The following is a 21,266-nucleotide window of genomic DNA, read 5'->3' on the forward strand; positions in this document are numbered from 1 at the left end:
TGAAAAAACATTCTCTCAAAAGTAATTACAAGACTCTATTTTATTAACTTTAACGCAACTTTAACGGTAACTATAACGGTTAAAGTATGATATAGGTAGAAAAAATGATAACCTCAAAAAAAACTGACTACAAAAAAGATAGCATAGTAAAGAAACTTGTACAGAGTAAAACTTTTAAAAATGCTCCTACAAGTGTAGCGCTTTTGCAATACTTATATAATGCTAGTGAAAAAGGCTCACATCTAAAAGAAAGTGTTATTGATATTGAGTTTTTTAAAAGTGAAAATGCTGGAGATAGAAGTAACCCCAGAGTTCGTGTAAATGTTCATAATCTTAGAAAAAAAATAACCCAATTTTATGAAACTGAAGGTCAAGAAGATACTTGGCGCATAAAAATTGATAAAGGCCAATATCATGTAAGTTTTTATAAAGCCGAAGAAAAAGCCACACTTTTAAAAAGAATTAATTGGTTTAAATTATTGCCATACATACTTCTTTGTTTATCTATATTAGTCACTATTAAAATTAGTCTACCTAATACTAAACCAAGATTGTGGAAACCTTTTTTATTGAATAACAAATCAACAAACCTCTATATTGGAGATCATTTTGGAGTTACAGGAAAAACCATTACTAAAAATAATGGCTGGACTAGAGATTTTTCTATTAATAACACTAATGATTTTTACAACTTTATTGATAAAAATCCAAGTCTAAGAGATAGTATAAGACCTGCTAACTACTCTTATTCTACTAGAATGGCAGCATTATCTGCTCAAAAGCTGCAATCGTTTTTTCAAAATTATGATAAAGCATTTTCTATTAGATTTTCAACGCAAACTTCAGCTTCAGAAATAAAAGAAGGCAATGCTATTTATGTAGGACCTAGTAAGAACGATAATCAATTCTTGTATTTCTTTAATGAAGCTAATCCTTACTTTGAAATTTCTAGCACTACATTAAAGTTACATGATCATCCAAAATTAAATGATAGTATTTACAATTTAAACACCTTTAATGTTTCTCATGAATATGCTGTAGTTTCTAAATATCCTAGTGGAAACACAGAACATTTTGTGTTTTTCTCCCAGCATGATATTGGCGTTAGTGCTACGTTAGAGTATTTTACTAATAAGGATAGTATTCAAAAATTTTATGATAATTACCTCAAAAACAACGCTTTTTTTACAGCTGTTTTTGAGGTAAAAGGACAAGATAGAACTAATACGAGTTTAAAGCTAAACACGGTTGTTCCTTTTTAAATATTACACTTTCTTACAGAAGTGTTTTATTCCAATAATCTAACAATTCTTCATCTGAAGGTGCTTCTGGCAACCCTAATTTTTTCATCTTCTTTTTGAAGTAATTTTGAGAGCCATTTACTCCTTTTTGAACGGTTTCTTCAGACTCTGGAACTTGATTTTTATCGTAAATTTCTAGTTTGCTCTTAAGTTCTGATTTTAATCTATTTAGATGCTCTGAATAAGATGCATCATCTACCAAATTATTGAACTCATTCGGGTCATCTTTTAAATCGAAAAATTCAAATTCTGGTCTGCTTTCGGCCATAAACTGGTTATAGGGTGCTTTTAATTCTCCTTTTTTATGAAGCACTCTATACACAGTAAAAGCCGGATACTCGCTGCGTTTATAGCTTGATAATTGCATCCACGGTCTTTCTGGTTCTTTATTCCAAATAAGTTTATAACGTCCATCGGTAATACTTCTAATAGCATCTGCTGCATCACCTGCTCTTTCACGGAAACCATAAACATAGTCTCGTTTTTCTTGCTCCTCTCCTATAAATACTTTTCCGTGTAATTTATAAGGCGTTTCTAAACCTGAAATTTTCATAGTTGTTGCTGCAACATCTACCAAACTTACTAATCTATCATCTACTTTGTTTGCATCAACTTTATTTGGCCACCTCACTATTAACGGAATTTGAAGTCCGCCTTCATATAAAAATTGCTTATCTCTTAAATGCGGACGCCCATGATCACCGAAAAAGAACACTATGGTATTTTCTGCTAAACCTTCGTCTTCCAATCGTTTCATGACCCAACCTACAATATCATCACATTTTTGAACAGATTCTAAGTATAAAGCCCAATCTGCTTTTAATAATGGATGCTCTGGATAGCAACCTGGAAGTTTTACTGTTTCTGGGTTTATTGGATTTGTTTCATGATGTTCAAACACACGATGCGGGTATTTTATTTGTACTTGAGCAAAGAACGGTTGTCCTTCAGCACGCTCACTCCAATCTTTTCCATCGTATTTAATTTCTGGAACAAAATTATAATCTTTTTTACCTCCTTTCTTTAAATAGTCTTTACCACTTCCGTTAGTAATGAAATAACCAGCTTCCTTAAAATAATCGGTAATTGGTTTAATCCCATCAGGAAGTTGGGTCATGTTAATGGTTCTGTGGTCTAAGCAATTAACTGTTGTTGGATACATACCAGTAATCTGAGACGACCTACTAGATGAACAAATGGGCGCATTTGAATATGCATTTGCATATAGCGTACCTTGTTGTGCCAATTTATCAATATGCGGTGTTTTTATATCTGGGTTACCGTAGCAAGCCAATTCACGACCTAAATCATCAGCATTAATCCAAATGATGTTTGGACGAACAGCTGGCTTTTCTTCTTTAGATTCCTTGTCCTTGCAAGACGTTGCAAACGTTAATACTAAAGCCGTAAATAATATGCTTAGTTTATTCATTGTTTCTAACTTCCTCATTTTGTTTTTTAATTCTTTCTTTTTGTTTATCGCTTAATCCTAAATTGAAATAAAACTGCGGATCTAAACGATAATTATGGTATTTCATTTCTGGGTCATGAACATCTAGACTTAAATCACAATCAAAACGATATAATTCTGAATGCCAACCTTTAGTGTTTTTTCCTGTGAAATTAATAAAGTGACCTATTCCCCAAGTAATGCCTCGTCCGTCTTTATTATCTGAAAATGCATCTGGAATATAAGCATTTGGGCCAGTTGGCATGAACTCGGTTATAGCCATAACATCAAAATTCACCCAATCTTTTGCATATTGAATGGTGAAATGCTCCGAACCGTCACGAATTGTTAAAGATGCAACACCTTCTTTCCAAGGGAAGAAACAAATCTCATGTCCTGAATTCTGAACGGGGTTTAGCTCATGCTTTTTAAATGGTCCTAAGGGATTATCAGAGATTGCTAAACCGATGCCACTCCATACCGTACCAGGCCTATTGAAAGCCGCCTTATAATACACATAAATTTTACCATCATGGACTAAAGGTGTTGGTGCTTGAATAGCGAATTGGTCCCATTCACCTTTTGCTCCTGTTGGAATAACAACATCATTAACGTGCGTCCAAGGACCATTAATATTATCGGCATATGCTACTCCAACTGGACAATAATCTCCTCTAACACCACTTGGCTCTGTAAAAGCTTGATAGTATATATAGTATTTTCCTTTAAACTTTAAGATATCTGGCGTTGCAACAGCCCTCCAACCTGGTATTGGATATTCTGGTCTAGTGACCGCCACACCTTGCTCTTCCCAATGGAATCCGTCTTTACTAGTGGCATACCAAACACTTGCTAAATCCCAATCGGTAGTTGGAATAGAGTCATTCCACGTACTTTGTCCTTCAGATGATTTATAGTCCTTAGTATACCTTTTTGTTGGGGCTACAGGCGTTTCGCGCTTTGTATACCAAACATAGTATTTACCATCTTCATACAGTACTTTTGATGGGTCTCTTCGTGTTATGGTAGCATCGCCATCATTATAATCTAAACCAGTTAATTTGGTGTATTTAAACTGACTGTACAATTCATTTTCTGCATTTACGTGTGAAGGGTACTGATTAAAACTTCTGTCTAAAGCAGCGCTTAATTTATAATCATCTGAATACTCAGTCACCTGATAAGGAAAGGCCTCAGTTCCAGGTTTAGGCGTTTTCAATGGAATTACCAATGAATAAGAATCTTCACTACCTTTCGGAAGAATTGCAATTATCAAAGCCTTAGGAATACCATTTTCCATGTAGAATTTTGGCATATCGGCCGTTCGTTGAGTTTTGGTAACGGTACCATCTGTCCATTCAATTTTTCCTGCTTTTATCACTACAAAGTTCTTAGCTGGTTTCCAATCCAAGCCCATATCATCGCCTTCAAACAACAATGTAGAACCGTCTGGATGTTTCCCCCAAGCGCCTCGCGAATCTTTTGCTAGACAATAATAATTTCCGTTGAAAATCCATTCAACATGATCATCTATTGCAAAAGATGCTGTTGGATGCGTTATAAACGGAATATTAGTATCTGTAAATGACCCTAATGGAGAACTTGCTACAGCCGTTACATGCACTACTTTTCCTTTTTTGAACTTAGGATGTGCTTCTACATATTTGTAAGCCATCAAAAACTTACCGTCGTTTCTTCTGGTAACTGTTGGGGTAGACGTCATCCAACGTCCGTTGGTGGCATCAATTAATGGTTTGTCAAAACGTTTCCACTCTCCATTTAAATCATCTGTAACTGCAACACCAATACGTTGGTTGTTTCTATTAACCCACCATTCTTTATCCTTTTTAATAGAAGGCATGCGGTCATCTGGTGTATTATCCCAATACCCACTACCATGATTACCCATATGGTATAGGTAATACTTTCCATCTTGCTCAATTACATGTGGATTATGAGTACAATCACCATCCCAATATTTATTTCCACGTGCTGGTAATACCACGTTTTTAAACTTATATGGTCCAGTTAAATTTTCAGAAACGGCATGCGCAATTTCAGAATGTGTTACCCAACCATGATGTCCTCTAGACTTTGGCCAACGCGAATAAATAGCGTGATACTTTCCGTCTTTACCTTTTAGGATATTGGTACCCCAAACATTATAATTTTCTTCTTGAATGATGTTTGCTTTATCAAACTTTTCTGGAAGTAGTTCTGCAAAATTAAAATCTTTCTGGGCAATTAAATTATTTAACCCTAAACTTAGAAATATAATAGATAATGTTAATTTAAGTTTCATTTGCATTTAAATTTTTATTTATTTTAAGGGATAATAATGGAAATAATCTACATCTAGCCAAGAATCATCATCCGATCCATTTTTATGACCGAAATAGCCGTTTGATATAATCCAGTGCATATTTTGAAAGCATGTATTTTTCATAACATCTCGATTTTGTTCTTTTCCTGCAGGCACTTTTCTACCTAATTTTTGCCATTCACCATTAACAAATTCCCAGGCTTGCATATAGTCTGGGTGAAACTCTAAGCCTACAACTTCCCAATCTCCAAATTTAGTTTTCACATCATGCTCTAGCATAACACTTATTAACTCTTTATGTCTTTTGGTATCTAAATTCGGTGGCGCATCAATATCCCAACAATTTTGTTTACTCCATGCGAAGTATTCTACCCAATCTAGCTCCATCCAATCATCACCTTCAACTGGGGCATTTCTGTTTTCTACGCCCATATTATTTCTATACCCCCAAATAGCAGGATGCGTGTGAGATTTGGGCCCGTTAGTTTCAATACCTCTAATTCTGAATTTAGTCACAAAAAAACCAAAACGGCAGTAGTTTAAACCAGAGATACCACCTCCTTTTTTATCGGACACATCACAATGAATACTTACATATGATTTATCTACTATACTTACATATTTTTCGCTATCACCAGTTAATTTATCTGGTCTTCTAAAAGTCCATTTACTTCTATCTAGTGAGCTAAAATTGTCCGATATATTCCAGTCAATTTTAGATTTATATTTAGCTCTAACTTTTTTAGGTGGTTCTTGGGCTTTCAAATTTTGAAATGCAAAAACACCTAATAATACTATTAGATATTTTATAGTGGCTTTCTTATTCATTGGTATTTTTTATTCTTTCTAATTGCTTTTTTGATAATTTTCTAGAAAAGAACACATCTGTATCTAAATAAAGACGTGTAGATTTCAATTCTGGGTCATTTAAATCTAAACTCAAATCACAATCAAAACGCGATAAGAAACTATATTTTTTCCTTTTTCCTGCTGTTGGTTGGTGACCTGTAAAGTGAGATACTCCCCATGTAATTCCTCTACCATTACCGTTACTATTAAAAGCATCAGGAATATATGCGCCTGCTGCAAAAGGTAAAAGTGCAGTAACAGAAGCTATATCAAAAGTTACGCCATCTGGAGCGTATTGAATAGTACTATTTTCATTACCATCTCTAGTTATAAGCGCCGCAATTCCTTCTTTAAAAGGAAACATTGCTGTTTCATGCCCTGAGTTAAACAAAGGATTTAAAGGGTGCTTTTTAAATGGGCCTAATGGGCTATCTGCAATTGCTAAACCTGCTGCTACTAAATATTCTGGACGAACACCATAAGCTGCTTTATAATAGATGTAAACTTTACCTTTATAAACTAACGGATACGGATCGTGAATTGAATACTGATCCCAAGTTCCAGGTGCTCCATTTGGAATAATTTCTTGATCTACAATAGTCCAAGGGCCATCTGGTGAATCTGCATAAGCCGCAGCCACAGGACAATGATCTCCTTTTGTTCCGCTAGCTTCATTAAACGCTTGAAAATATAAATAGTATTTTCCTTCCCATTTTAATATATCTGTGGTAGTTACCGAACGCCATCCTAAAGCAGGTTTTTCAGGCCTTTTAATTGCTGGTCCTTGTTCTTCCCAAGTAATTCCATCTTTAGATGTTGCATACCAAATATCTGCCAAATCCCAATCTGTTGAAGGTATTTTGTCTGTAGATAAATGGGCATTGGTAAAACCAACAGGAGGTTTTGCGGTATTTCTATAGGTGTACCATACATAATATTTACCATTTTCTTTAATAATTTTTGAAGGGTCTCTTCTAGAAACAGTACCATCACCATTATTATAATCAAAACCTTTTAGTTCGGTATATCTAAATTGCGAAAACAGTTCGTTATCTTGAGGCCTTGGCGCCATGTATCTATCATACAATCTTTCGTTTGCAGCACTTAAAGGACGATCTGGTTTTGTTTGTGGTATTTCCCAAGGATATCCTTCTAAATCTTCTAAAGATTGTTCTTCTTTGTTTGTTTCTTCTTTGGGCTCTTTATGGTCTACCTGTTGGTTACAAGAAACTATCAATAGTGATATTATTGCCAAATAAATTAGTTTAGTTCTCTGCATTATATCTTCTTTATTAAATTTTAGTTCTTTTTATTTCTTTTGATAATATTTTACATAATCTACTTTCATACTCTTGCCATCTAAATCATCTTTTACTGTTCCGTGCCATTTTATAAGAGCTAAACTTAACCAAATTGGGGCTTCGCTATGGCAGAATTCGTTTTTGGTTCGTCGTAATTCTTTGCCATCAAAGTAAAATACCAATTCATCCTCAGTCCATTCTAAACCGTATGTATGGAACTCTTTAGAAAAATCATTGGTTTTAGTAGCATCAAGCACAGATATATCTCGCCATTGCCCATCTTTTAAATACTGTACTTTATATTCAGGCACTAAACCATGCCAGTTTTTATTTTTATCTCTCCAACCATTGGTGAATTGCACACAACCAATTTTAATAGGTTTATCCCAAGAAAACTCTACCCACTTTTGACCTTCGTTTTGAGTTGCCCAAGACGAATAAGGGTTTCCATCTACTAATTTTGTTGTTGTAGCTTTTGGGTTAGAAGCTCCGCTAGAGGTAATTATAACATTAGTTGCTTTAGCATGATTTACTAAACCTTCAATATCAGTATCTGCTGTTTGAGAAAACACTTCAGGGTATTCTCCAGATTCTATAACATTATAAATTCTAAACTCACCAAGGTTAAACCTTGAACTATTGTTTGAAACAAATCGTACTTTCTGGGTTTCAACTGGCAATTCTAATTGAATGGAATATTCTGGTTTTGTACCAAAAAAGAACATTTGGTTAAAACTAGGATGCGTTTTTTTTCCTTTTTCGTTTACTGTAATATCTGACCAATTATGAATGTTGGTACTAATTTCATTTGGATAATGACCTTCATTAATATCAATTTCAAAAATTTTGCCTTCTTTAGGTTCTTTTCTTGGTTTGGTCATTAACCAAAATGAATTGTTGGTGGCTTCACCTCCTGCATACTTATATCTACATTCAAAATAGCCGTATTTAAACTTTCGCTTGGTCCATATATTTCCTGCCGTCCATTCTTGTCCGCCTCTTTTTTCTTTTTTTATATCTAAGTGTAATTCGCCATTTCTAACTACAGCATTTTCTCGCCAACGGCTACATAAAATATGTCCGCTTGGTCCATTTTGCGACTCCCAATTTTTATCTAATTTCGCATTTTTGTAATTAAAATCATCTTCCCAAACTAATTTGTAATTGTCTTCAATATGAGATGGTAATTGAGCCACAACCTCACTTGAAAACAATATACTCAATACAATTAAACAAATATTAATTAATTTTCCCATGTTTTGTATGCTTCTTTAAGTTGATTGTATGCTTTCTTTTTGTTTCGTCTTTCATCTACAATACCCCATTCTCTAAAACCAGATTCTGGCGTGCCTTTGTAGTTGCTTCTGTAATCATTATAACTCCAAATTGATACGCCTGTTATAAAAGGGTATTCTTTTAGTTCTTTTAACCAAGTAGCGAGGTCATCATGCAAAACGGCATCGGGTGCTGGACCAATTTGACCTTTTCCTATTTCTGAAATAAACATTGGCTTTCCAGGAAACTTATCGTGTACTTTTTCCAGAATTTTAATGGCATGCCCATAGCTGTTTACACATAAAAAATCTACTTTTTCATAAGGTTCATTTCCTATTTCGCCACCTTGATATGATGTGTTGCTCACGTAGGTTTTTAGTCTTGTTTTATCTAATGTTCCAACATAATCAATCATTTCATTTACATAATCATACTGGTCTTTAGTAAGATGTTGTTTTCCCCATTTAGGTTCAACAGTTCTTAATTCATTACCAACACTCCAAGCAACCACTGACGGATGATTATAATCACGCTCTACCATTTCCTCTAACCATCTTTTTGTAACAGGGTTATTAGGAACTGAATTTGGGTCTTTTTCTCCCCAAACAGGAATTTCTTCAACTAATAAAAAACCAATACTATCGCATAATTTTAATATGTTTTTTGAAAGCGGAGCATGCATTAACCTAGAAAAATTACATCCTAAGTTGTATTTAATATCAAGCATATCTTGCTTTACTAAATGATCTGGTTCTGTGTTTCCGTAGGCGGGATGGTCATGTACACGATTTACGCCATTCATTCTAACGGCTTCATTATTTAAGAAGAATTGTTCACCACGAACTTTAAATTTTCTGATTCCAAATTTATCAGAAGCTGTATCTAATTGATCATTATTTTTTGAAATAGTGCTTTGTAATTCATATAAATTAGGATGATTAAAATGCCACAATTTTACATCAGAAAGTGGTTTTTCAAACTTTAAATATGATACTGCTTCGTCATTTTTATCTATAGTTACAGATAGAGAATCTTTATGAATACCTGCTATATTTGAATTTATTTTTACAGAAGCTTGTTCCGCTCCGTTGTTTTCTAACTTATATTTAATAATGAAGTTAACTTTATTAGTCTCAAAATCGGGCTCTGAAGTAATGTGTTGGTAAACAATTCTAACATTATTATTGGCTAGTAGAGAAACGTCTCTACTGATACCGCCCCATGCCCACCAAGCACCGCGTTTATAAGTGTTATTAGCCATAACAACCACAGAGTTAGATTTTTGAAAATGTACTTCATCTGTTATATTAAACTCAAAAGGTGTATAACCACCTACATGTTCACCTAAAAACTTACCGTTTAACCAAACTTTGGCAGTTTCATAAACCGCATCAAATTTTAATCTTATTTGTTTGCTTTTCCAATTTTTAGGTAAACTAAATTCTTTTTGGTAATATGCTTTTCCAACATATTCTGAATAGCGTTCACGAGTATCCCAATTTCCAGGAACTTGTATTGTATCCCATTTTATGGTGCTTTGTGTTAAAACTTCTGTTTCATTCACATCATTTGAAGCGTAAAAATTCCATGTTCCGTCTAAGGATATACGGTTTCCTACAATGTCATTTTGGGTGTTATTACAACTAAATAGAACAACAAACATTAAAAAAAGATACATTTGAATTTTCACGGCTATTAATTTTTATGCTTAGTAATTTTTAAAGGAATTTGAATGTTAAATGAATGACGTACATTATTAACATCAATAGTATCGGCAGCACATAAAAGCGCCACAGGCTCTCCGTTTTCAACAAACACTTGCGGACGCTCAAGGTGGTCAAATTTTATTTTTCTACCATCAGTGAATGTTACTGTACGGTCTGATATCTCAAAATGTTTGGCTTGATTCCATTCTATGCCGTCTTCAGAATCATAATGAACCAAAGAGAATACACGTTTTTTTCCTTCATGTTTAATACGCTTTACAATAGCGCGGTACTTCCCATCTTGATACCAAATGTATGGATCTTCTGCAGGAAAGGTTTCTCCTTCAAAAGTAAACACAGGGTTTGGATATTTTTTAAAAGGTCCTATTGGCGAGTCTGCTATAGCTACCATATGCACTACTGGTCCACCATTTGGCATTTTTCCTTTTTTTCCAACAGCTTTATAAACCATTAAAATTTTACCATCTGCCATTTGACAAACTGAGGGGTTTGATGTCATAAGCGCATCGTGTGCCAAAGAATCGTTGTATGTAATATCTAAAACGGGGTTATCATAGCGTTTCCATGGGCCATTTGGGGTATCTGCAACAGCCACACCTATTCTTTGATTGTTTCTGTGTACCCAGTTTATTTTTTGTTTTCCTGGAACGCTAACAATTTTTTTATCGCCCTTATTACCCATATAATACAGGTAATATTTACCGTTGAATTTGTGTACCGTAGGATTGTGTGTTGTGGAACCATCCCAAAATTTAGTGCCTCTATCTGGTAAAGCATCGCCTTTATATTCAAAAGGACCAAATGGAGACTTTGAGGTGGCATGAGCTATGATAGAATAATTAACCCATTCCCAACCAATGTTTTTAGGCCAAATTGAATAAAACATATGGTAAAGGTTATCTTCGCCTTTAACTAATGAACCGCCCCAAATACTCATTGTATCGTTTACAAAAACTGATTTTGGAGATACTTTTTCAAACTCAATTTGGTAGTCTATAACAGCTTCCTTCTTTGCTCCCTGTTTGTCTTGTTTTTTTCCACAAGAGATAGTAACAAGTACAATAATAATTACACTTAAAAGTCTTTTCATGTTTATTTGGTATGTTTAGTAATTTTAAGAGGTATTTGAATATTAAACGAATGCAATACGTTATTCACATCAAGTGAATCTGCAGCACATAATAATGCTACAGCTTTCCCATTTTCAAAAAATAACTGTGGTCTTTCTAAATGTTCAAACTTTGTTTTTGACCCGTCTTCCCAAGTAATGGTTTTATCAGACACTAGAAAATATTTAGCCTCATTCCAGTGAATCCCATCCTCGGAATCATAATGAATTAAGGACTTTTCTCTTTTCCCATCATTAGACCCCATACGCTTTACGATAGCTCTATATTTCCCATCTTGATACCATATATATGGGTCTTCGGCTGGAAAATCTTCTCCCTGCATTGTAAAGACAGGGTCTGGATACTTTTTAAATGGACCTGTAGGAGAATCTCCAATGGCAACTAAGTGCACTACAGGACCACCTCCAGGAAGTTTTCTCTTTTTTCCAACAGCTTTATACACCATTAAAAATTTTCCGTCGGGCATTTTACAAATAGATGGATTAGATGCCATTAATGCATCATGGGCATCGTTGTTAGGAGACACATCTATTACTGGCTCATCAAACCTTTTCCAAGGTCCGTTAGGGCTTTCAGATACAGCAACCCCAATACGTTGATTATTTCTATGTATCCAGTTAAATGCGGGTTTACCTGGAATGCTAGGTGTTTTTAAATCTCCGGTATTTCCCATATAGTATAAGTAATATTTACCATTAAATTTGTGAATTGTAGGGTTATGAGTTGTAGTTCCATCCCATTTTGAATGGTCTCTCATAGGTAAGGCCACATCTTGATGAGTAAATGGACCGAAAGGTGATTTGGAAGTTGCATGCGCAATCTCTGAATAGGTCAACCATTCCCAACCCAAATTTTTCGGCCATCTGGAATAGAACATGTGATATAGACTATCTTCTCCTTTTATTAAAGAACCTCCCCAAATACTAATAGTATCATTAACAAATACCGATTTTGGAGATACCTTACCCAATTCTAATTGCAAATCTATGACCGCCTGTTTCTTTATTTCCTGCTTACTTTCTTTCTTTCCACAGGAAATTAGTACAAGGGCAATAGTAATTATACTAACAAGTCTTTTCATATTTATTGTTTTTATTTAACAAGTATTAATCTTTAAATAGTACCACTAATGACAATCAGTCTTTACTATTCTCAAGTATTGTAACAATTCTCAAACTACTGCTCAGTCTGTACAATCAATTTAGCTGAAACCACATAGATGTCATTATTCGAAACACTTTTGTCAAACTCAATAGTCAAAGTATTTTCGCCTTGCTTCAAAAAAGATATTGGAAGTTCCACTCTTTCTACTGCATTGTATTTTGTAATTCCCGCTGTATGCCTGTAGTCAAGAATTTTCCCTAAGTCTTTTCCGTTAAAGTTAAAACTTGGAGAATCATTCATGCCTTCATCTACAGCTAAGGCAACATCTACAAAACACTTTGAAGCATTTGCCGAAGCATCTTTTAAATCAAACTTCATTTCGTGAGGAGCATCCTTCTGAACCTTGGCTAGGTACCCATTTGCATAAAAAGCTTCCTCTACCACTTTAAATACTGGTTGAGTAGCATTATTTAGTTTCACTCTTACTATTACAGTCTCTTCACCACTAATGTTAATATTTTTTAATGATGCGAGTGATTTGTAATCAGAATCAATGATTAGACTACCACTGAAGTCCACACTATTATGCGGTTTTGGATATTCCCCTTCCCATTTTAGGCGCTTTATTTCCATGGCCGCTATGTTATCGTTATCTATACCATCAAGTGTTACATCTAAATTAAGAGTGAACTCTCCAATAGTTTTACCATAATGAGCCATCAGGTAAATGAAATTCCCATCTCTTAAGACTTCGTAATTACTGAAATTCTTTTGAGACGTTTTTTCTTCATAATACAGTCTTTCACCATTTACATCTTTAAAATATTTATAGAATTGTAAAAACGGGGTTATACTATGCTTTTTATTATTAGGGTCATTTTCCAAATTGTAAACGGCCTGACCTCTGTTTGGTGCATAACCAAAGTCGCTGTGCGAAAGAATAAAAGGTACGGCTAACTGCACCTCTGGTTGGTCCATGTATAGCATCATTTGCCGGATTACAGTCGTCATATACAGGAAAAATTTAAAGTCATTCTCCCAAGGACCAAATTGTGGTGAAATGGATTGTCTTCCGTATTCTGAAATAATTACGGGTTTTGGGCCAACATTGTACAAGGTATTCTGTACAGCCTGAATCATATTCAATTGACTCTCTAAAGTACCAAAATCATAAACAGTTTCATTTCCGTTATACATGCCTTTGAACAAACTGGGATGATTTTGTTTTTTGGTCATGTCATTACGATTTCCTTTGTAGTTAATGGAATCATACGCCCAATATCCTTTTGAGTAGGTGTGCAAATCGTAGCCACTCAACGCATTTTGAGTTGCCGCGATAAAGTCAGCATAAAACTTATGCCAATAACCCAAATCTTTTCCTGGAAAAGTCCATGCCCAACAAGGCCCAAAAACTTGTACGTCTTTATGTTTTTTCTGTATAGAATTGGCCATAATCTTGTGAAACTCCCCAATTTTAGAAATATCCCAGCTTTGTTTGGGTTCATTCTGTACGGTGTACCAAGTAGGTAAAGGTACATTGTGTGCTTCCAACTCATCGAGCCATGCACTGACTTGTAAGGCTGCCAACTCAAAATATTCATTTTCTACAGCGTCGTATACATCTCCCGATTTCCTCATCCAGGATGGATATGTTCTCGAAATTCCTGCAATGGCCCATTTAAAGTCCTGATTTGATTTAAATCCTTCCTTAAGTCTTTTTATAGACCCTTGCGTGACTTCTTTAACCTTTTTCTTGATGAGTTTATTTTTTTTGTAATTTTTGTCTATTCCAGTTAAATGTGGTCCCAGGGATCTTGTGGGCTTCATCATTTCCCATTGAGGGTTTGTATATCTGGATCCTTGTAGTGTGCCCATAGTGGTGAAATACTTCGACCTATCCAGACTATTTTTAACAAAACTCCCACTTTTTAACTCAAGCAATTGATCTGGATAAATTATTATCTGCACACTGTCATTAGCCTTAACCGAGTAACCTTCTGGTATATTTATATTGTCACTCTTTAAGGTTGGTTTTAATGTTACCTCAGCTAATTTTAGTTTAGAATTAATAACCGCTAGTTCTTTTATGTCTTGTTTATCGTTTTTTTTAGAACAAGAAACAATTAAACTAATTATGGCTAAAATATAAACTATCTTCTTCATCTTAATTACGTTTATTTATGAGGTACTATTATTTTGCCTCTACAATATTGGACCAATTACTTTCTTGTCCGCTATTCTTTCTTTTTATTTTTAAATAAACTGCTTTCTCTCCGCTTAAATCAATTGACATCATACCTCTTACATTTGAGGTAAATTCTTTGTCTAAATTATCTTTTGAAGCACCATATTTTACGATGTAATTACTATCATCTTCATGACTGGAATAACCAATTACTAGCTTATTATTGGTTATAAATGCATCCCAAACAATAGGTGGTAATATTTTATTACTTAATGTTGCTTTTACTTCTTTTGAAGGGGTACTAACTCCTTTATCATTAACTGCGAAAAGTTTAAATGTGAACGCTTTTTCATTGTTGTTTAACACCTCAACATCAATATAATTATCAATTGTACTTGCTGTAGTTTTTATATTTTGATTATTACCTAAATGGTACTCTAAATAATACTCGGTAGCATTAGGAACTTTATCAAAAAATATTCTAAAGTTATTTTTACCTGAAATTATTTCTTTAATTTTTGGCGTTATTGCATTTTTAAAAGATATGGTTTTATCAAACCTTGAATAGCCTGTTGGCGTTACTAAACTTACCGTTAAATCTAGAATATCATCTGGTAATTTACTCCAAGATATTTGCCCTTTCCATTCGCCATCTTCTGGTTTTAAATCTGGTAATTTTAAACTTTCATTAAAAACTGTTTTACCTTTAGTGTTTTTAAATTGATATTCTAGTTTATATCCATACATATTATGACTAGGATAATTTGCTCTACTTTTAATTGGTATAAGAATATCAGCTTTATTATCATCAAAATTTACGTTAGTAATATTAATATCATGAACAGGTGCGTGTTCTTTTTTTATTCTGTTAAACAAGCGTCTTTTTTCTCTCCATGTTGTTATGATACCCCAAACCCTGTTTTCTTCGGCTGTTGTACCAGCATAACCGCTACGGTAATCGTTAAATGTCCATAATGATGTACCTATTACAAAATTGTTTTTGCCTCTAAAATGTTGCATCCATTTGGAAATTACAGGATCATCAACATCAACTCCGGTAGAAGGGAAAGGACCAAAACCATACTCTGAAAGAAAAATAGGTTTATTAGGCCATTTTTCTCTTAAGGTATTTAAAATTTCTTGTGGTTCACCTTGCCACGTGTACATGTTGTGCATTATTAAATCAGAAAAAGTATTTGGATCTGTTTCTGGTGTATATTCTTCTTTTTGCCCTGAGTTACTTACACACACAACTAACCTATACGGGTCTAATTCTTTTTTAACATAATCTATAGCTGCTTTTCCGTATTCAAAATGATTATTTAATTCATTACCAACACTCCAGCCTATTATACTTGGGTGATTAATATCGCGCTCTATCATACCTTTTAACCAATACTTAGCAAGGAAATAGTTTTTATTGGCTACTTCAGATTTACTTTCTACGGCAGATTTTGTTAAAACATAAGGTTCGTCTAGAACCAAAACCTCTTGTGTTTCAGAATTAACGCTAACACTTGTTTCATTATTAAATTGAGACACCGGATAGTATTGAGCCCTAAACTCATCATTATCTAAATCTCTTACATTTATTTCTTCAAAAAGCATAATACCTTTTCTATCACAAATTTCAAAAAGCTTTTTGTTTTGTGTTCCATGCATTATACGCATAAAATTAGCGCCTGCTTCTTTCATTAAATCTATGTCTCTTTCTAAAACTTCTGTGGGTTCAGATGAGCCCCAATATCTACTCTCACTAACTCTATTAAACCCTGCTAAACGCACTTGCTCTCCGTTTAAAAGCATTTTAGAATTAGTTAATTCTATTTTTCTTATACCAAAGTTATCTGCTTTTTCATTTAAAATATTTTCATTTTCAGAAATACTTGTTTTGATTTCGTAAAGTTTAGGATTATCAAAATGCCACAACTCAACATCTTCGGCACTTAATGTTGTCTCTAAATGGTAATTACTTACTGCATTTGGCTCAATATCTACGGTTTTATTTAATGAGCCAATTTCTTTGTTATCAAATATTTTTGAAGTAATTGCTAGTGTTCGTTTTTGGTTTGAGTTATTTTCTATTTTAACTCTTAGCTTCAACGCTGCAGTACCTGTTTTTAAATCAGGTTCAGCGTGAATATATTGATAATCTATTCTAACATCTTTGTTTTTAGTTAAAGTGACTTCTCTAATTATACCACCCCAATTCCAAGTAGCGCTTACAATGGCACTGTTATCAGCTTGAACTGCTATAACATTTTCGCCATTATAGTTTAAAGCGTTGGTTACATCAAATTCAAAAGGAGTAAAACCTCCTCTGTTCATGCCAATAAACTTACCGTTTAGGTATACTCTTGATACGTGATACACACCTCCGAATTTTAAATAATAACGATTATCTGAGGCTTTAGACCAACCTGAAGGAAGGTTAATGGTTTTTCTATACCAACCAATACCGGTGTAATTAGAAAAATCATTATTCATTCCCCAATGACCTGGTACTTTTAAATTGTACCATTTGCTATCATCAAAATCTGTTTTATAAACTTGTTTAGGTTCTTGTTTTGCTTTTAGGTATTTTTCTTCGGAAATTTCTCTAAACATAACAGCATCGGCAGCAACTTCTCCACTTGTTATTGCAGTTAATTCAACATAATTTTCATCTTCTTTATTAAATTTAAATATGCCAAGGCTTATCCATTCATTACAAAATATTCTATGATTTAAATATTTTGTAGATATTCCTTCTGCATGCTTTATATTATATTGAGGTGTCATGTGAGAGCCAAAGGGATACCACGTAAATGCTTCAAAATAGCCTGATTTTTTAAAATTTGGATAATATCTTACGTGCGAATCGTCTTCTTTATTACCGCCTCCTAAATTTGTATTAGTAAAGTTATGAGCTAAGTAATCTTCTCTATAAAAATGTGTGCTTCTTTGAGCAGATGTAACAGTTCTCCACTGCCCCTTTATTTCTATATTTTCACTTTTGTTATCAATAATAATGTCGTTTTCTGTTTCCTTTATGTTTAAATAATTAGAACCTTCACCATAAATGGTATAAAATTTCCAATTACCATTTAATGAAAGCTCGTCATTATTAATAATGACTTTTTTTTGGTTGCAGCCTACTAGCAGTATTGTGATTAGAATTAGAAAAGAGTTTTTCATTTTATTTTTATTTCGATTTAAGTGGAATTCTAAGGTTGCATGCATGCCCCCTGTGAACTCCGTTTACTGTTATACCTAAAGCACCAAATAAGAAAGTTGGTTTGCCATCTTCCACCAATAGTTGTGGACGTTCAATTTTATATTCTGTTCTTGTGCCATCTTCTTTCAGAATTTTGCCAGGTACTACCATAGGGTACTTTGACTGTACCCAATCTCTCCCATTATTAGATTCCATAAGAGCAATGGCGCCATAATCTCCTGTAAAAGCTCCTTTTATATCGGTTACCAAAGCATAGTATTTCCCGTCTTGACTCCATACATATGGGTCTTCTGCAATCATATGAGTTTCTTCCTCGCCTTTCAACTCAAATATTGTTCCTTCGTACTTAGTAAATGGCCCAAGTGGATTATCAGCATATGCCGCCATGTAACGTACATTACCTCCTTTTGACACCTTCCAAGTATCATCACTTTCCATATCTACAGGCTTCCAATCTTTGGTCTTTGCTACTGCTTTATACACTGCAAACATTTTGCCATCTGGCCCCACATTTATGGCTGGGTTTGTGACAACAAGTGCATCTGGAGCATTTGGGTTATTACTTACACTTATAACAGGTTCGTTAAGTCTATTCCATGGGCCTTCAGGATTATCAGACCATGCTACCCCAATTCTTTGATTATTTCTATAAACCCACCAGTCTTTATTTTTCATAGATGTTGGTTGAACTGCTTTAACGTGAGAAGTACATCCCATATAATACAAATAGTACCTTCCATCTTTCTTAACTATATTAGGATTATGTGTGGTTGTGCCATCCCAAAATTCTTTTCCTCTAGCAGGTAACGCCACGTTAACGTGCGCATAAGGGCCTTCAGCTTTATCTGCAACCGCATATGCAATTTCAGAATCTGTAACCCAACCCATATGCCCTAATTCATACTCCCATCTAGAATAGTACATGTGATACTTTCCATCATCACCTTTAACTACTGAGGCTCCCCATATATGGTAATCTTCGCTAATAAACTTGTGTTTTTCAGAAACTGGTTGCACCATAGCTCCTAAATTCAACTCATCTTTTTTCTGGCATGCCATTTTTAAAAATGACATACAAGCTACTATTACAAAAAGTTTAATTTTTATCTGCATAATATTTCAAAAATTGCTGCTGGTACATCTTTTGATGGGTGTTCTGCCTCTATTACAAATCCGTTTAACTTTACCGGCTCTTTAAACTTCAATGTGTTTATGGCTTGGTAGTTATTTTCAACTGTTTGTAAAGTATTACCTTCTAAATCTTTTATTACATAATTTTTAAGCATAAAAGGAACTATTTCTTCGGGGTGCCCCATAAGGGTTGACTCTAAAGGATGATCGTAATCTGGATCTAAAAACAATTTAATTTCTGATATTTCTTTAGCCTCATTCCAAGCTACTTTTAAAGTTGGTGTTTTATCATTTAAACTGGCAACCCACGCATTAACTTGCCCCCACGGACGCACATAACCATTGCCTAAATTTTCAGTATTAAATGCTTTAATTGCTGGGGTAATTGCCATGGCAATGTTTTCACCTTCGGGCCTGCGGTGTGGTGTCCAAAATTCAAACTCATCTACACCAATATTTGGTGGTGGCACTTGTTTTCCGTTGTTTGACACGGCCTTGTTAACACCATTAAAAACCGACAAAACTCCTGAATAGCGCTTTTTACTTGTTTTTATACTTACATTTTCATTTGTTAAAAACGTTACAAAACCGTACTGATTTTGAGGCATTCCGTTTGAAAAACTAACACTTATAGTTTGCTCTCCTTCTTGTAAATTGAAGGTTTGTGTATCTAAAATAACTTCTGGTGTGTAATTTTTACTTTTTTCTGAAGTTCTTAGTTCTACATGTAAACTTGTTGCTTTTTCAGCTTTTACCAATACTTTAAATTGGTAGTTTTCTTTAGCTTTTAAAGGTAATAATTGAGCAGCCGAAATATTTAATTGAAACCATTTCCCATCTGAAGGTATTTCACTTAATTGCAATTCTGAAGAGGCTTCAACCTCAGCTTCATTTAACAAATTAGTTTCTGCTTTTATTGGAATATTTGGTATACTTTGCCCTTCAATATTTAATCTATTTTGAAGGTTTTTAATTTCGTTATTATTTAAAATATCGGCTGGTTTTAGTTGTTTTTCAGTACAAATTGAAGCTGCCATACCAACGGCTTGAGCGCAAAAACCTGTTGTTGCCATAACACGCGTAGAGCCAAAAGCAACGTGTGTTGCACTTATTATTCTGCCTGCTAAAAATAAGTTATCAATATCTTTACTTACAAACGAACGATACGGAATTTGATACACCCCTTTTGAGTGCCATTGTGTACAAGCCGAAAGGTTACTGTAAACCCCATCGGCAGGATGTAAATCTATGGCCCAACCACCGTGTGCAATAGCATCATCAAAGGTTTGTTGTTCAATAACGTCTTGTTGTTTCATCATGTACAGTCCTTCAAAACGACGGCTTTCGCGTTTTCCTGGTATGGTACCAACCCATTCTAAGGTCATATTATCAACATCTTCAAACTCACCTGAATTTTTTATGTAATCCCAAACACCGTAAATTACCTTCCAAAGTTCGTATTTAATATGCTCAGTATCGTGAATGGTATCCATTCGTCCGCCATATTCAAACCACCAAAAACGGCACCCTTTATCATCTTTACCAATAGCTTTATATCTTGGAATTTGTTTTATGTCTTTTAAGGCAAATTCTGGTGCTTTAAATTTCACCGGTTTATCGGTATTTTTACTGTAGAAATACATAGAATGCCCTAGAAGCTCTCCGTAAGATTTATCTGGAGCAAATAACTCGCCAAATTCTTCTTTTGATTCTGCACCCATTCTAAATGATGCGCCTGCTTTAAAGGCTACGATACCATCACCTGAAGCATCACAAAACAATGGTGCTTTAACAATATATTGGGTTGAATTTTGAGAATTAAATGCTGTTACAGACTCTATTTGTGTATCACTAGATTTGGTAACATCATAAACGCTTGTATTTAAAAGTAACGTTATGTTTTCTTCATTTAACACTTTTTCAAGTAAAACAGTATCAAAAATTACGGCGTTACCTTCTGGGTTTCGGTATAAATTTTCAACTAAAATTTCATCCATAACACCGCCTTCACGAGACCAACGGTTGTTGTTTCCCATATGCGAAGTGGCTCCTAAAATCCATAAACGAACTTCAGATGAACCATTACCACCTAAAACAGGTCTATCTTGTATTAACACTACTTTAGTACCTTGCCTTGCGGCTGTAATTGCAGCACAAACACCGGCAGTTCCACCTCCTGTTATGCTTAAATCGCACTCAATAGTGATTGTTTTATTGTTTCTTTTTTCTTTATTGAAAGTTTCTATTATCATTGAAACGCAATTTTATTTTTA

At 34.3% G+C, this 21,266-nt stretch carries 13 protein-coding genes; 1 reads left to right on the forward strand and 12 read right to left on the reverse strand.

Going from position 1 to position 21,266, the window contains the following annotated elements; all coding sequences use genetic code 11:
• Window positions 1-104 precede the first annotated feature (104 nt).
• A complete protein-coding gene (locus tag ACXAG4_RS00260; protein WP_475294082.1) occupies window positions 105-1,262 on the forward strand; it encodes a hypothetical protein in 1,158 nt (385 codons plus the stop codon).
• A 13-nt stretch (window positions 1,263-1,275) separates the two neighbouring features.
• Here the strand turns inward: ACXAG4_RS00260 and ACXAG4_RS00265 are convergent, their stop codons facing one another.
• The 12 genes from ACXAG4_RS00265 to ACXAG4_RS00320 all read right to left on the reverse strand — a co-directional run bounded on the left by ACXAG4_RS00265 (window position 1,276) and on the right by ACXAG4_RS00320 (window position 21,245).
• A complete protein-coding gene (locus ACXAG4_RS00265; RefSeq protein WP_475294083.1) occupies window positions 1,276-2,751 on the reverse strand; it encodes a sulfatase family protein in 1,476 nt (491 codons plus the stop codon).
• Complete coding sequence (locus ACXAG4_RS00270) at window positions 2,726-5,053, reverse strand: hypothetical protein (RefSeq protein WP_475294084.1); 2,328 nt, start codon at window positions 5,051-5,053, stop codon at window positions 2,726-2,728. The genes ACXAG4_RS00265 and ACXAG4_RS00270 overlap by 26 nt, the downstream gene beginning before the upstream one ends.
• An 18-nt stretch (window positions 5,054-5,071) precedes the next feature.
• A complete protein-coding gene (locus tag ACXAG4_RS00275) occupies window positions 5,072-5,902 on the reverse strand; it encodes a hypothetical protein (protein ID WP_475294085.1) in 831 nt (276 codons plus the stop codon).
• Window positions 5,895-7,178 (reverse strand): glycoside hydrolase family 117 protein, encoded by a 1,284-nt coding sequence (locus ACXAG4_RS00280; RefSeq protein WP_475294086.1) that lies wholly within the window; start codon window positions 7,176-7,178, stop codon window positions 5,895-5,897. The genes ACXAG4_RS00275 and ACXAG4_RS00280 overlap by 8 nt, the downstream gene beginning before the upstream one ends.
• A 54-nt stretch (window positions 7,179-7,232) precedes the next feature.
• Complete coding sequence (locus ACXAG4_RS00285; RefSeq protein ID WP_475294087.1) at window positions 7,233-8,480, reverse strand: glycoside hydrolase family 16 protein; 1,248 nt, start codon at window positions 8,478-8,480, stop codon at window positions 7,233-7,235.
• Window positions 8,468-10,162, reverse strand: a complete 1,695-nt coding sequence (locus tag ACXAG4_RS00290) for a glycoside hydrolase family 2 protein (protein ID WP_475294088.1) — start codon at window positions 10,160-10,162, stop codon at window positions 8,468-8,470. Before ACXAG4_RS00290 ends, ACXAG4_RS00285 begins: the two co-directional genes overlap by 13 nt.
• A 32-nt stretch (window positions 10,163-10,194) precedes the next feature.
• Entirely contained in the window at window positions 10,195-11,316 is a 1,122-nt protein-coding gene (locus ACXAG4_RS00295; RefSeq protein ID WP_475294089.1) for a glycoside hydrolase family protein, read from the reverse strand.
• Window positions 11,317-11,318: 2 nt separating this feature from the next.
• Complete coding sequence (locus tag ACXAG4_RS00300) at window positions 11,319-12,437, reverse strand: glycoside hydrolase family protein (RefSeq protein WP_475294090.1); 1,119 nt, start codon at window positions 12,435-12,437, stop codon at window positions 11,319-11,321.
• A 95-nt stretch (window positions 12,438-12,532) separates the two neighbouring features.
• The gene (locus tag ACXAG4_RS00305; RefSeq protein WP_475294091.1) at window positions 12,533-14,623 is read right to left on the reverse strand and encodes a hypothetical protein; all 2,091 of its coding nucleotides are present in this window, start codon (window positions 14,621-14,623) and stop codon (window positions 12,533-12,535) included.
• Between the two features lie 28 nt (window positions 14,624-14,651).
• Window positions 14,652-17,822 (reverse strand): glycoside hydrolase family 2 TIM barrel-domain containing protein, encoded by a 3,171-nt coding sequence (locus ACXAG4_RS00310; protein ID WP_475294092.1) that lies wholly within the window; start codon window positions 17,820-17,822, stop codon window positions 14,652-14,654.
• A gap of 7 nt (window positions 17,823-17,829) precedes the next feature.
• A complete protein-coding gene (locus tag ACXAG4_RS00315; protein WP_475294093.1) occupies window positions 17,830-18,921 on the reverse strand; it encodes a glycoside hydrolase family protein in 1,092 nt (363 codons plus the stop codon).
• A gap of 44 nt (window positions 18,922-18,965) precedes the next feature.
• Window positions 18,966-21,245 (reverse strand): FAD-dependent oxidoreductase, encoded by a 2,280-nt coding sequence (locus ACXAG4_RS00320; RefSeq protein ID WP_475294094.1) that lies wholly within the window; start codon window positions 21,243-21,245, stop codon window positions 18,966-18,968.
• Window positions 21,246-21,266: the final 21 nt, after the last annotated feature.

This window comes from Seonamhaeicola sp. ABD4_175 (genome assembly GCF_056160885.1).